The sequence below is a fragment of the Edwardsiella sp. A.80236 genome, assembly GCF_044540725.1.
Taxonomy (GTDB): domain Bacteria; phylum Pseudomonadota; class Gammaproteobacteria; order Enterobacterales; family Enterobacteriaceae; genus Edwardsiella; species Edwardsiella tarda.
Window position 1 is genome coordinate 38,553 of the sequence record NZ_JBIUCY010000005.1, and the last position, 12,885, is coordinate 51,437.

11 protein-coding genes are annotated in these 12,885 nt (G+C 60.5%); 1 reads left to right on the forward strand and 10 read right to left on the reverse strand.

Translation table 11 applies throughout. The features are described from left to right. Positions 1-34 precede the first annotated feature (34 nt). The 7 genes from ACEQFP_RS06235 to ACEQFP_RS06265 all read right to left on the reverse strand — a co-directional run bounded on the left by ACEQFP_RS06235 (position 35) and on the right by ACEQFP_RS06265 (position 8,037). Positions 35-1,258: an MFS transporter gene (locus ACEQFP_RS06235; protein WP_005290015.1), complete on the reverse strand. Its 1,224-nt coding sequence runs from the start codon at positions 1,256-1,258 to the stop codon at positions 35-37. A gap of 146 nt (positions 1,259-1,404) precedes the next feature. Further along, positions 1,405-2,139 (reverse strand): LytR/AlgR family response regulator transcription factor, encoded by a 735-nt coding sequence (locus ACEQFP_RS06240; protein ID WP_370547537.1) that lies wholly within the window; start codon positions 2,137-2,139, stop codon positions 1,405-1,407. Next, a complete protein-coding gene (locus tag ACEQFP_RS06245) occupies positions 2,120-3,811 on the reverse strand; it encodes a LytS/YhcK type 5TM receptor domain-containing protein (protein WP_005290011.1) in 1,692 nt (563 codons plus the stop codon). Before ACEQFP_RS06245 ends, ACEQFP_RS06240 begins: the two co-directional genes overlap by 20 nt. 89 nt (positions 3,812-3,900) lie before the next feature. Next, positions 3,901-5,280, reverse strand: a complete 1,380-nt coding sequence (locus ACEQFP_RS06250) for an alpha-glucosidase/alpha-galactosidase (protein WP_370547195.1) — start codon at positions 5,278-5,280, stop codon at positions 3,901-3,903. Positions 5,281-5,319: 39 nt separating this feature from the next. Beyond that, positions 5,320-6,285 carry an ABC transporter permease gene (locus ACEQFP_RS06255; protein WP_005290007.1) on the reverse strand — a complete coding sequence of 322 codons (966 nt, stop codon included), beginning with the start codon at positions 6,283-6,285 and terminating at the stop codon, positions 5,320-5,322. Between the two features lie 4 nt (positions 6,286-6,289). Further along, positions 6,290-7,039, reverse strand: coding sequence for an ATP-binding cassette domain-containing protein (locus tag ACEQFP_RS06260; protein WP_005290005.1), 750 nt, complete (start codon positions 7,037-7,039; stop codon positions 6,290-6,292). Beyond that, positions 7,039-8,037, reverse strand: a complete 999-nt coding sequence (locus ACEQFP_RS06265) for a substrate-binding domain-containing protein (RefSeq protein ID WP_005296267.1) — start codon at positions 8,035-8,037, stop codon at positions 7,039-7,041. Before ACEQFP_RS06265 ends, ACEQFP_RS06260 begins: the two co-directional genes overlap by 1 nt. 352 nt (positions 8,038-8,389) lie before the next feature. Between ACEQFP_RS06265 and ACEQFP_RS06270 the strand changes: the two genes are divergently transcribed. Beyond that, on the forward strand, positions 8,390-8,806 hold the full coding sequence (locus ACEQFP_RS06270) for a hypothetical protein (protein WP_005289998.1): 417 nt from the start codon (positions 8,390-8,392) through the stop codon (positions 8,804-8,806). A gap of 42 nt (positions 8,807-8,848) precedes the next feature. Here ACEQFP_RS06270 and ACEQFP_RS06275 read toward each other — a convergent pair whose 3' ends face one another. From ACEQFP_RS06275 to uidC, 3 genes are all read right to left on the reverse strand, one after another. Further along, positions 8,849-9,550 (reverse strand): 2'-5' RNA ligase family protein, encoded by a 702-nt coding sequence (locus tag ACEQFP_RS06275; protein ID WP_047059118.1) that lies wholly within the window; start codon positions 9,548-9,550, stop codon positions 8,849-8,851. A gap of 245 nt (positions 9,551-9,795) precedes the next feature. Continuing rightward, positions 9,796-11,100: an MFS transporter gene (locus ACEQFP_RS06280; protein WP_109579371.1), complete on the reverse strand. Its 1,305-nt coding sequence runs from the start codon at positions 11,098-11,100 to the stop codon at positions 9,796-9,798. A gap of 472 nt (positions 11,101-11,572) precedes the next feature. After that, positions 11,573-12,832, reverse strand: coding sequence for a glucuronide uptake porin UidC (uidC, locus tag ACEQFP_RS06285; RefSeq protein WP_005289990.1), 1,260 nt, complete (start codon positions 12,830-12,832; stop codon positions 11,573-11,575). Positions 12,833-12,885 lie beyond the last annotated feature (53 nt).

The window sequence follows — 12,885 nt, forward strand, 5'->3', positions numbered from 1 at the left end:
GGCGGCGTTGTCGTTTCGGCAAAAGCCGAGGGCGTTATGACTCCAGCGCCAGATTCCCGGAAGGGAGCGTCGCCTGCTGCGGACGCGAGACTCGCAACGAGCAACACAGGGTGACCAGCAACAGGGCGAAGATCAGATAGAAGGTCGCCATAAAGCCGCCGAACAGCGCCGCGACGATCGAGCCGATGATGCTGCCGACGCCGAAGCCCAGGTAGATCACGCCGTAGTTTTTGGTCAGGTTATTCAGGCCGAAGAAGTCGCTGACCAGCGAAGGATAGACGGTGATGGTGCCACCGAAGCTAAAGGCGATACAGGCGACCGCCAGGTAAAACAGCGTCTCATTCAGCGGTACGAACAGCAGCAGCGCCATCCCCAGCAGCGTCACCACTTGCGCCAACGAGATCACCCGAATGCGCGCCATCTTGTCCGACAACACTCCCAACACCAGACGCCCAGCCAGGTTGGCGACGGCGATCACCGCGACCGCCCCGGCGGCGATGCCGCTGGCGAGATGTGCCATATGCTCGCCGATATCCTTCGCCACCCCGATGACATACAAGCCGCTCATGCAGGCGGAGAGGAAGATCAGCGCCAAGACCCAGTACTGCGGCAGGCGCATCGCCTGAGCCAGCGTGAAGTCGACCCGGCTGCCCGCCTCGGCACTCTGCGCGCTGGCCTCCTGGCGCTGCGGCGCGTCGCGCATCAGCAGACTGCCGCACAACACCATCACCATGGCGATGATGCCCCAGTAGACGAAGGCCTGCGCCAGGCCGACGTGGCTCAACAGCACACCGTTAATAAACTTGAAGCCCAGACTCCCCAGGCCATAGGCGCCGATGGCGCAGGCGGAGACCAGCCCCTTGCGCTGCGGGAACCATTTCACACAGTTGGAGAGCGTCATCAGGTAACCGGCGCCGTCGGCCAGCCCGACCATCACCCCGGCGCACAGGTAGAGCATCAGCAGATTATGGGCGTGCGCGGTCAGGAAGAAGCCGACTCCCAAGGCGATCCCCGCCCCCTGCGTCACGCGCCGCACGCCGAAACGCTCCTGTAACTTACCCGCCAAGGAGGAGGCCAGCGCCAACGACAGGCTGAGCAGGCCAAAGGTAAAGGCAACCTGACTCACCGGCTCATCGAGGCGCTGCGACAGTTGGGCGTTGAACAGGCTCCAGGTGTACACCGAGCCGAGGGCAAACTGGGTAATGACCGTACCGATCAGCGTCAGTACGCGGGTGCGTTGGCGGGAATGCGGATCCATAGTTACCTCGTGAATGTCAGTTGGCGGCAGCGGCGGGCTGCCGAATACTGGGCACTATAGGCGCACGCCCGCGCTAGGCGGGCGAAAAAGGCATGAGATGCACGATGAGAGGAATGAAATGCAGCCCATGGGGAATGGAATGCAGGCTATAAACGCATCAACTGGCGGAAGGCCTTGATGTTGCTGCGACTAACGGGCACCTCGAACGCCAGATCATGCAGGTGGATCAAGTAGGTGCTATTGAACCAGGGGACGATCTCGCTGATCTTATCGATGTTGACGCAGTAGGAGCGGTGGCAACGAAAGAAGCGCTCCGTCGGTATCCGACTGATAAACTCGCTTAGGCTCATCGACAAGACGAAACGATCATCGCGGGTATACACGTAGGTCAGCTTCTCGTCGGCCTCGGCATAGTAGATCTGCTCACAGGGGGTGACGATGATACGTTCGCCCTTGGTGAGGTTGACCGTCGCCGCCGGGGCGGCGCTCTCCGCCGTGCTGAGCGGCGGGCGACGCGCCTGCTGCTCCAGTTGTTGCAGCACCTGGATGATACGCGCCTCGTTATAGGGCTTGAGAATATAGTTAAACACCTCCAGCTCGAAGGCCTCGGCGGCAAACTCCTTGTAGGCGGTCACAAACACCACCGCCGGCCCCTCCTCGCCATGCTGCTGGCTCAACAGGTTGCGCGCCAGCATCATCCCGTCGATGGAGGGGATCTGGATGTCGAGAAACAGCACATCCACGCGATGCGTCTGGAGGTATTTGAACGCCGCCAAGCCATCCTCAAACTGCGCCTGCACCCGGATCTGGCTATGACGGCCGATCAGGTAGGCCAACTCTTCACGCGCCAGATATTCGTCTTCAACAATGATCGCTGTCAGCATGCGCCCCTCCCGCTTTCGGCAAATAGAAACAGACTTCGGTTCCCGGCTCCAGGCGGCGAATGCGCAACCCCTCGCCGTAGAGCAGTTGCAGACGCTGCTGGACATTGCTCAGGCCGATGCTATCCCCGCTCGGCTCGCCGCGCGCCACCTGCTCGATCACCGCCTGGCTGATGCCATAACCGGTATCGCGTACCGCGATGCGCACCCGCTCCGGCTCATCGCGCACCTCGATGGTCACCCGTCCTGGCCCGCTGCGCGGCTGAATGCCATGCAGGATGGCGTTCTCCACCAGCGGTTGCAACAGCAGGCTGGGCAGGGAGATCGACACCGGATCCAGGGCGAAGATCACCTGCAAGCGATCGCCGAAGCGCGCCTGTTCGATGGCGATGTAGTTACGCACCTGCATCAGCTCCTCCGCCAGATCGATCAGCCGATCGCCGCGCGCCAGATTGTAACGCAGGTAGTCGGCCAGTGAGGCGATCAACTGGCGCGCCTTATCCGGATCGAGGCGGATCAGCGACGAGATGGCATTCAGGGCATTAAACAGGAAATGGGGATTGATCTTGCTCTGCAACGCGCTGAACTCGGCCTTACGCGCCCCTTCGCGTAGCTGCTCCATGCGCGCCACCGCCATCTGCGTCGACATCAGTTGCGACAATCCCACCGCCAACTCGCGCAGCGCGCCGGTGATGCGATAGCGGCGACGGTAGTAGATCTTCAACGTCCCGGTCACCGCCTCCTGCTGCTCACGCAACGGAATAATGATCACCGAATGGAAGTCCGACAGATTGTAGCTACGTAGGTTATTGTTCAGCAGGATCTGCCCGCTCTCCACCGCCTCGCGTGTCAGCTGACTGATGGCGTGATGCCCCTCCAGCGCGTAGCATTCACGCCCGGTACCGGCATAGGCCAGCACATCCTGCGTATCGGTGATCGCCACCGCATCGGCGCCGATCTCGCGGCGAATGATCTCGCATACGGACTCGAAGGCGCTGCGCGTGATCTGGTGAAAATAGGGCAAGGTCTGGTTGGCGACATCCATCGCCAGCTTGGCCTGACGCGCGGCGATCAGCTCCTTCTCATCGTTGAGATCCTGCACCAGGCGGATGATCAGGCCGATGCAGATCGCCCCGACGATCATCGGCACCCCAATCTTACTGACGATGGCGATCCCCACGGCATGGGGCTTGGTCAGCAGCAGGATCAACAGCATGGTCAACCCCTCGCATGCCATCCCGGCCAGGATGCCATACAGCCAGAGGCGCGAACGGCGCGCGCGATAGTAGATCAGCGTCGCCAACAGCCCGGCCACCACGCTGCTCAGCAGACAGGGCAACGAGGTGTAACCGTCCACATCGATCAGATAACGATGCACCCCGGAGACGATCCCGGCGGGGATCCCCACCCAGGGGCCAAACAGGATGCCGCCAGCGATGATGGCGATGATGCGCACATTGATCAGCGCCCCTTCGACCCGCAGGCCGGTATAGGTGCTAAACACCGCGAAGGCGCAGAACAGTACCGACACGGTAGCCAGCTCCAGGGCCGAACGATTCTGTTTCTGCAATAACGATTGAAAGGGGCGGATGCGGGTCAGGAAGAACAGCATCATCAACATCAACGCCGCCCGCTCGAACACGGCCAGCAGCCGCAGGAAATCACTGATCACGTCGCTACCTCACCGGGTAGTAGGGCCGCTCGCGGCCGGAAGGAACCTGTGCGAGGCCGCGCCGGGTCACCCCCACGCGGCCCCGTCGCTTAGGCCGACATCCCTGCGGCGCGAAACTGTGGCAGCCACTGACGCTGGGCGGCGAACAGCTCATCGAACATCTGTTGGATCTGATCCAGGGTACAGACCGCGGCGGTCAGCGGATCGAGGGAGAGGGCATAGCGCGCCGCCTCCAGATCGCCGCTCAGCGCCGCCTGCACCACCAGCTCCTGCACCGCGATGTTGCTCTTACACAGGCTGGCGCACTGGGTCGGTAAGCGCCCCATCGCCTGCGGATGCAGGCCGTCGCCATCCACCCAGATCGGCACCTCCACCACGCACTCCGCCGGCAGGTTCTCTACCAGCAGCCCCTGCGGCTGACGGTTGGCCATATTGCCGTTGATACGGGTCCGCTCACCGCTGAGCTGCGCGCTGATCAGCTTCGGCGCGTTGAGCATGTTCGGCGCGATGACGAAGGGCCGCTCGCCCGCCAGCTGGGCATCGATCTCCGCCTTGCCGGCGGCGTGCACCTGCTCCTCCAGCGCCAACAGATTCCAGCGCTGCGGCAGAAAACGGTCGATCATCGCCGGGTTCTTGCGGAAATAGGGCAGATAGTCGCTACAGTGCCAATGGTTCTCGGTACACCACAGGCCGAAGAAGCGCAGCACCTCGCAACGCACCCCATCCGCCTGACGCACCCGCTCCTCCTCCGCCAGGGCGCGGACCCTTGGCAGCAGATCCTCGCCATGGCGAGACAGCGCCGTGATCCAGGTCATATGGTTGATACCGGCGAAGTCGTATTCGATGTCCTCCGGGACCTCATGGTACATCAGACGCTGCCAGCGCTGCGGCGTCGAAGGGTGGTCGACCCACGGCCCCAGCCCCAGGTAACCAGCCAGTTGCGCCACGGTATAGCGCACCCCGTAGCACAGGCCGATGCTACGCACCGCGCTGGCCTCCTTCGCCGCCCAGGTCAAGGGGGCCAGTGGGTTGGCATAGTTGATGAACAGCGCCTGCGGACACAGCTCCTCCATGTCACGCAAGATAGCCAGCATCGGCGGGATATGACGCAGGGCACGGAAGATACCACCCGGCCCCAGGGTGTCCCCCACCTCCTGGATCACCCCATAGCGCGCCGGAATCTCCATATCCAGCCGCCAGGGAGCCAGGCCGCCGACCTGGATGGCATTGATGACGAAGTCGGCGCCGCGCAACGCGCTGCGGCGATCGGTGGTGTGACGTACCGTCACCCTCACCCCGGACTGGGCCACCATCATGCTGATCAGCCGCTGGCTACGCGCCAGGACCTGCTCATCCAGATCCATCAGGATGATCTCGCTACCCTCCAGCACCGGGCTGGCCAATAGGGCGGAAATGATCTGACGCGAGAACATGATGCTGCCCGCGCCGATCAGTGTGATTTTGCTCATGGAATTGCCTTACTCAATACGCTGCGCCGCGGCGCAGCCTTAACGCCGCCGTGGGCGGCGTTGCAACAAGGCGCCGTGTGTCACCAGCGCCAGCAGGATGATCACCCCATACACCAACCGGGTCCAGAAGCCGTCTAGCCCGGCGCTGATGATCCCCGCCTCCAACATGCCGATGATGCAGGCGCCGAACAGACTGCCGATCAGCGAGCCGCGTCCGCCCAGCACCGAGGTACCGCCGATGAACACCGAGGCAAACACCAGCAACATGTAACCCTGCCCCTGATTCGGCCACCAGCTGCTCATCTCGACGCTCAGCAAGACCCCGACCAAGGCGGAGAGAATGCCCATCACCATAAACAGCCAGAAGCGGGTGGCGTTGACCGGTACCCCCATCAGACGCGCCGACTCGGGGTTGTCGCCGATGAAGTTGATCTGATCGCCGAAGCGGTGACGCGCCAGGTAGAGCCACATCACCAGGGTAGCCAGTAACCCCCACAGGCTCTGCGCCGGTAACCAATCGCCCAGACGCCCCACCAGCAGGGTGGCCAAGCCATCGTCACGCAGCGTCGGCAGGCTGATCGCCAGCCCATTAGCCAACACCGTCGACAAGCCGCCGAGGAAGAACTGAGTACCGATGGTGGCGATGATCGAGGGGATGTTGAGACGCACCACCAGTAGGCCATTCAACAGCCCGCACAGCAGACCGCTGAACAACGCCCCGATCAACGCCAGCAGACCGGAGCCGGTATGCTGATACAGCCAGGCGAAGACGAAGCCGCCCAGCGCCACCACCGAGGGGAAACTGAGGTCGATCTCGCGGGCGATGATCAACAGCGTCATCCCCAGCGCTAGCAGCACCGTCAGCGGAATGGTAGAGAGCAGCGAGGTATAGATCCGCGCGTGCAGAAAGGTCACCGGGCTGATGACGGCGAACAGCAGCCACAGCAGCAGCAAGATCAGGCCGGTCAGCAACGGCGCCCGATGACGGGAAAAAAACAGTTTCATCGACTCATGACCTCACGGCATCTAACAACGCCTGCTGCAGGCTGGCCAGCGTCAGCTGATCCTTACGATAGGCGGCGACGATCGCCCCGCGATCCATCACCACGAAACGGTCCGCCACCCGGTAGGCGTCGGCCATATTGTGGGTGATCAGCAGACAGGCGCGCGCTTGACTACGCAGCTGTTCGATGAAGCGCAACACCTTCTCCACCTCACCGAGGGAGAGAGCGGTGGTCGGCTCATCCAGGATCACTAGGCGCGCGTCAAACAGCATCGCCCGACCGATGGCTAGCCCCTGGCGTTCGCCGCCGGAGAGTTGGCCGACCAACGCATCGACGTTGGCACCAACGCCGCGAAAGTTCAGCTGGTGTAGCAGCGCCTGCGCCCGGCGCCGCTCCTCACGCTCATCGATAAAGCCCCAGCGATTGCGCAGATGGCGCCCGAGGAACAGGTTACGCCACAGCGATTGACCCAGTCCCAGCGCGCCGTTCTGGTAGACGGTCTCGATCCCCTGGCGGCGCGCGCCCAGCACGTCGTAACGCCGTCCATCGACCGCCTGCCCCGCCACCTTCAGCGTACCGCTATCGAAGCGCTCGGCGCCGGCGATCGCCCGGATCAGGGTCGATTTGCCGGCACCGTTATCCCCCAGCAAGGCCACGACCTCACCGGGGAACAGCTGAAAGTGAATATCGCGCAGGGCATGAACCGGGCCGAACCATTTGTTCAGCCCGATCAGTTCCAGCGCAGGTTGCGTCATCAACGCAGACCTTTGCTGGCCAGCGGCGCGATCAGCCCGATGTTCTCTTTAGAGACGAAGCCCGCGCCGGTGTTGATATCCAGACCGGAGAAGCCATAACGCTTGGTCAGGACGATCTGCACCACGGAGAAGTAGCCCATCAGGTAGGGCTGGGCATCGGCCACCAGCTGCACATAACCGGATTTGATCGCCTCGGCGGTCGCCGGTGACAGGCTGAAACCGGCCACATAGACTTCGCCCGGCTTGATACCGGCATTACGCATCAGGTTGCCCATCTGCGCGGTCAAGGCGCCGTGATCGACCAGCACCATCTTCACGTCCGGGTGGGTCGCCATGTAGGCGGTAAAGGCCGGGGCACCCAGAGAGGGATCTTTATCCACCTCCGGTGAAATCTGCAGGAAGTCGACCTTCACGCCGGCCTGCTCCAGCCCCTTGATCAGCCCCAGGGTCGATTCGCTACGCGCGGCCCGATCCTTCAGCCCCCAGACCAACGCACGATCGCCCGCCTTCAGGCCACTGCGACGCACCGCCTCTTTCGCCAGACGTAAACCACGCACCGCGTTGTTATCGCCGACGTAACCGAAGCCCTTGCTCTGCTCGGCCTCCATGGTGCCCGGCAGCTCGGTATCGATGGAGGTCACCAGGATGCCCTTATCGATCGCCTCCTTGATCAACGGCTGGTAGGCGGTATCGCCCGGCAGGCCGATCACCACGATGCCGGTCGGCTTGGCCGCCAACGCCTGCTTAAAGTTTTCGATCATCTTCTGCGGCTGCCAGTCGGAGTAGACCAGACGCAGATCGACGCCCAGATCTTCCGCCGCCTGCTTAGCCCCGTTCTGCACCACCGTCACGTAGGACTCGCCGACCGGGCCGCCCACGTCGAACCAGATGCTCATCCCCTTACCCGACGGCTCGGCCGACGCCGTATTCGCCCCGACGCAGCCCAATGCCAACAACGCGGCCGCCGCAATACCTTTAATCTTGCGAGAAATACCCATCATTATCACCTTAATTATTCGTAGGGTGAGCGGCCCTTACCGCTGACCGCCCCATCGTCGCGTCCGGGACATAAAAAAGACGACCCTCTCGTCGTCCTTCGTCATGCCACCCGCTTACGCGGAGGAAATATATTAGGCGTTTTTATGCTCGCGCTAAAGCCCCGTCTTGCCGCCGGGGCGATACCACTGCAACGCGCTCTGCGTTAAACTACACTACCGCTCTCCCCGCACAGCATCTCCTCGCGGCAGAGAGGCGGTCAACGAACAATAATAACGCACGGACCTCACCTGGGCGGCTCGACATTTGGCGGCCCCCAGAGATAACCATTTTCATCTGTTAAAGGAAAAGACCATGTCCAACTCACGGGCCGCACTTCTGGTCGAACGCATCAAGGATGCGCTGAAGGGCAACCGACCACAGACCAGCGAGATCAACGTACAGCTGGTCGAAGACAGTTCCTTTGGCCCCGTCAAGATCGTCATGTTTCTGTGGAGCGTGGCGGACAACGACCTCAATGCCGACATCGTCGCCCAAGAGGCGCTGTTTCTGCTGAGAGATGAAGACATCTACGTCTCTTTCCACAAGACGCGCCGCCGCGACGGCGAGCGCCTGCTGACCGTCACCCAACCGCTGGAACCGAACAACCCGAAATACAGCTATGGCAACCTGCGCGGCTTCACCTCGCTGTGGCTGATCCAGGCCACCGGGGCAGAAAAACTGAAACAGGCCAATGCCGAGCATGGCGACGGACGCATCATCCGCCGCTAAACGCCCGCGCGGCGCCGTCGCCACGGCGCCACCTCCCCCACCTTACGGTTTAGCGGCCGCCTGCGCCGCCGGGGCGCTAAAGTCGTAACGCGCCAGCACCGTACGGCTCTGACCATTACTATCCGTCTCGCTGATCCCCAAGCCGATCGCCTCGACGCGCTGCGCGCTAAAGTGTTGACCGTAGCGTTGCATAAACTGGCTCAAGGCGGCATGGTCGCTCTGCGCCAGCAGGGTGATATGGGGATCGAAGTGTGTAAAGACGTTCGGGCTACCATATTGGGCAAACGCCGCCTTCTTCTCCGGATAGGCATTGACCCAGGCTGGCATCGCCGCCGACTTATCACGATAGGGCGAGAGGCGCTGCACCAGGCTGTCCGACAGGCGCTGCAACGACGGGCTGTTTTGCACCGCGATCATCAGCCAGTCGCCACGCGTCTGGGTCAGATGGGTTAGCTGCAACGGGAAGGGCTGCCATTGGCGACTCAACGCCGCCACCTCACGCTGTAAGCGCGGCAAGGCATCCGGCCCATAATCGGCCAGATAGAGCGTGACATGGGGCATAAACCCCTGGCGCGCCAGGCTGGTAAGGCCACACTCTGCCAGCTGTTCGCTGGTCTGCGTGATCAGGGTGTTAACCCCCGCGCTCGGGATGATGAACACATCATAGCTTTTACCCGGCGCCGCTCCCCAAGCCGTCCCCGCCAACAGACACATCAGTGCGCACGCGCTTAACCCCCGTCTCATCTTGCCTCCTCGTCGCTCATCTCACCACCGGGCCAACGTCCGCGCGCTGCGCAGTTCGACCCGCTTAAGCGGATTATCATCCCCGGCTCACGTCGGTAAAAATGCGATCGCACTCAAGAAAGCGCCTGTCGATATAGCCAAAAGCCAGCAACGTAAGCCGCTATAGTTAACACTTTCACTCACGGCCCCGCGCTTCAGTCGTCGTACAACCCCTCGCGCCTAAGGCGCGGTGGCTACGCATCCGGCTAGCTCCGCGCCGTTCCCTGACGGCGCGCCGCCATGGCATAGTCGGTGAGCGCCTCATAACTGCGCCGATCGACAATGAAGAGAATACTGAACAGAAAGATCACCATGAAGATCACCGCGCTGCCAAACGCCAGCGGAAAACCATAGGCCGAGGCGATAGCGGTCAGGATCAGCGAGTTCAATGCCCCCATGATGTTCAACACCCCATTAAAGATGCCATACACCATCCCGGTCGATGCCTGATTGGGTGAGATGTCGATAATATTGACCGCCCAGGCACCGACGGTCAGATTCATAAACAGCTGCACCAGGCCGATCAAGATGGCGGTCAGCCGTCCCAGCCCGCTTTGAGCGGTCATCAACGACGCCACGACGCACAATACCGCTAAAAACATCGGCACGGCCGTACCAATACGGCGCGCCGTCAGACGGTTATAACGCCGTACCAGACGATCATTAAAGGGACCGGAGAGGAGAAAACCAATAAAGCCCATAAAGGCACCGAGGCTCGACCACAAGGCACTTTTCAGAATATCCATGTGGAAGGTGTAATACATGTAACTGGGCACCCAGTTAAGAAAGGTAAATAAAATATAACCGAAGGTCAGGTAAATCAGCAGCATCCCTACCCCGGTACGGGAGGTAAATACCCGGCGGATCCCCGGCCAGTCTATCTGCTCTTGACGCGCATCCACCATATTGCCAATCCAGGCCAACTCCTGCCGATTGACTCGCCGATCATCCGCCGGACTATCGCGCACCACCCACAGCCAGACCGGCAACAGGAGCAGACCTGCCCCACCAAAAATGACGAAGGCCCAATGCCAGCCCAGGGAAACGACAATCCAACCTACCAAAATACTGCCGATGGCAGGGCCAAGATATTGCCCAGAGCCGGCTAAGGTATAGGCCGTAGAGCGCTCCGTCGGCGCCGCCCAACTATTCGCCGCCTTGGCATTAAAGGGCCAGATCGGTGCCTCACCGACTCCCATCAAGCCACGGAGAATAAACCATCCGGTGAGCGTTGTGGCAAAGGGAGAGGCGATGGTAAAGAGTGACCACCAGCCAAAGGCGGCAAAGATCCCCCAACGTAGCCCTAATTTATCCGCCAACCATCCCCCCGGGAAATTAAACAGGGCATAGGCCATCCCCCAGACAAAAGAAATATCACCGATTTCTGCCAGGCTAAAATGCAAATCTTTTTGAATGTCAGGGATAGAGACAGAAAAGTTAACCCGATCCATGTAATTAATTGCGATGACTATAAACATCAGCAATATAATTAAGTAACGCCGTCTAGTCATAGAGACTCCTTAAAAATAAGGCAGCTATCTCAGCACTGAGCACGGCATATCATTTGTGACAGCAATCAAAGTCGCGGGTAACAGTTCTCACCATTTTATTGCGGTAGACCATTTTTTGTTAGGATCTATGTGAGATAGATCCACGAGGAAAATACGCGCTCTCGGCACCGAGCGTAATTCGACGGCGGTGCCCCAACAACAAAACCCACCGGTCGATACAGGCTACGTTTATCCCCTGCGAGATACGTCAGCGTCTGGCCGAAAATCGACGCTGGGCGCCGCGATTCGCGCATTTTCAAAGAGAGTGGCGGGAAACGCCGGCAGCGGGTTATTGATCAGGTCGACGCATTAATTCCCTAACCACAGCCTGGGCGCATTCACTGCGCTATCCATCGCGCAGTGAATGGCTGCGATATTAGCGGCGCCGGAGGATGGATAATCCGCCCGCGAATGGGCGGATGCCTACGCGGCGTTACTTCAGTACAAAGTCATATTGGATACCACTCTTGATATCCCAATAATTGAGGCGATCGCCCAGGTGACTGCCCGGGCGTTTCTCCCGCGTACGGTCGGCGGCGATAAAGGCCGTCAGCCCCGCCAACGGACCGGAGGATATATGCCCGTAGACGCCACCGAGCAGGCCGATCCCCTGCACCCGTACCCGTTTTTCTGATGACTCCCAGCCGTCGGTGTAGATCGGCGCCAACATCAGGCTAATAGCCGGCGACGGGCTGTAGCTCAACCCCACCTGATAGGACCACATCCCCTCATGATTACGATCCATCGACAGGGAAAACGGGTAGCCGATATCGGTATTAACGGCGTATCCCAGATCATGGGTTACTTTCTCAAACGCCGCCGACAATCCCCAATGCCCTACTTTCCACGCCGCCGAGGCAGAAGCAATTATGGATTCGTTCGGTTTCCCCGCCCGTCGGCTCATCCCGTCCAAGCTGGCATAATAGAGGATGGCATCGTACTGTAGCGCCGTGTCATTCTGCAGCGTCTGGGTATACTTCAGGGTACTGGAGGCCTGTAGGACCACATCGGACTGATAAGACACCCCGGAGCCAAACTGGCTGTGGTCATCCCGGTAAACCGCGGCGACCGCCCCCAGCGGACGATGCACATCGTATTCTCCGGTCTGTGGGTTAAACACCCCTTCATAGCGGACCCCTTTGTCGGCATCGTAGGAGGTAAAGACCCGCTGGCGGTATAGCATCCATAAATCGAGGCGATCTGTCAGGGCAAACTGCCCCATTACCCCCTCTGACACCCCCGGCAGAGTGCGGTTGGAGGAACCGTCGATCAGCGGCACCGAATAGGGCAGGCTGCCATACAGCGCGTCGGTGCCGAAGCGCCCGATTTTCAGCTTACCATACTCCCCTAACTTCACCTTTATCGCCCCCAGGGCATAGCCAAAGCTATCGTGGCCGTCGAGATAAAAACGGCTAGAGGCCGCCGCGCGGGTACCCAGCTTGTAGACATAATACGCGCCCCCTTCAACGCCGATCATATCGTTATAATAGTGACTGTTCGCATCCAGCAGCGCGCCCTGAACCCAGGCATAGACATCACGCCCATCCCCGGCGCTGGGCTTATCGGCCCGACGCAGATCGTTACGCAGGCGCAGACGGATATAGTCCTCTTCATCCTGTAGTGCGGCGGCGTAGCCCAGCGACGACGTCATCACGGCGCCCAATAAACCAAGGCATATTATTTTAATTTTCATTTTTATATCCCGGTGAAAATAATATAAAGTGGCGTGTTTATTTATTACGGTAG

Bases quoted from the DNA above. Each gene is read 5' to 3' on its own strand.
- ACEQFP_RS06235 (WP_005290015.1), bottom strand. From the start codon at position 1,258: ATGGATCCGCATTCCCGCCAACGCACCCGCGTACTGACGCTGATCGGT.
- ACEQFP_RS06250 (WP_370547195.1), bottom strand. From the start codon at position 5,280: ATGAGCAAAATCACACTGATCGGCGCGGGCAGCATCATGTTCTCGCGT.
- ACEQFP_RS06255 (WP_005290007.1), bottom strand. From the start codon at position 6,285: ATGAAACTGTTTTTTTCCCGTCATCGGGCGCCGTTGCTGACCGGCCTG.
- ACEQFP_RS06260 (WP_005290005.1), bottom strand. From the start codon at position 7,039: ATGACGCAACCTGCGCTGGAACTGATCGGGCTGAACAAATGGTTCGGC.
- ACEQFP_RS06265 (WP_005296267.1), bottom strand. From the start codon at position 8,037: ATGGGTATTTCTCGCAAGATTAAAGGTATTGCGGCGGCCGCGTTGTTG.
- ACEQFP_RS06270 (WP_005289998.1), top strand. From the start codon at position 8,390: ATGTCCAACTCACGGGCCGCACTTCTGGTCGAACGCATCAAGGATGCG.
- ACEQFP_RS06275 (WP_047059118.1), bottom strand. From the start codon at position 9,550: ATGAGACGGGGGTTAAGCGCGTGCGCACTGATGTGTCTGTTGGCGGGG.
- ACEQFP_RS06280 (WP_109579371.1), bottom strand. From the start codon at position 11,100: ATGACTAGACGGCGTTACTTAATTATATTGCTGATGTTTATAGTCATC.
- uidC (WP_005289990.1), bottom strand. From the start codon at position 12,832: ATGAAAATTAAAATAATATGCCTTGGTTTATTGGGCGCCGTGATGACG.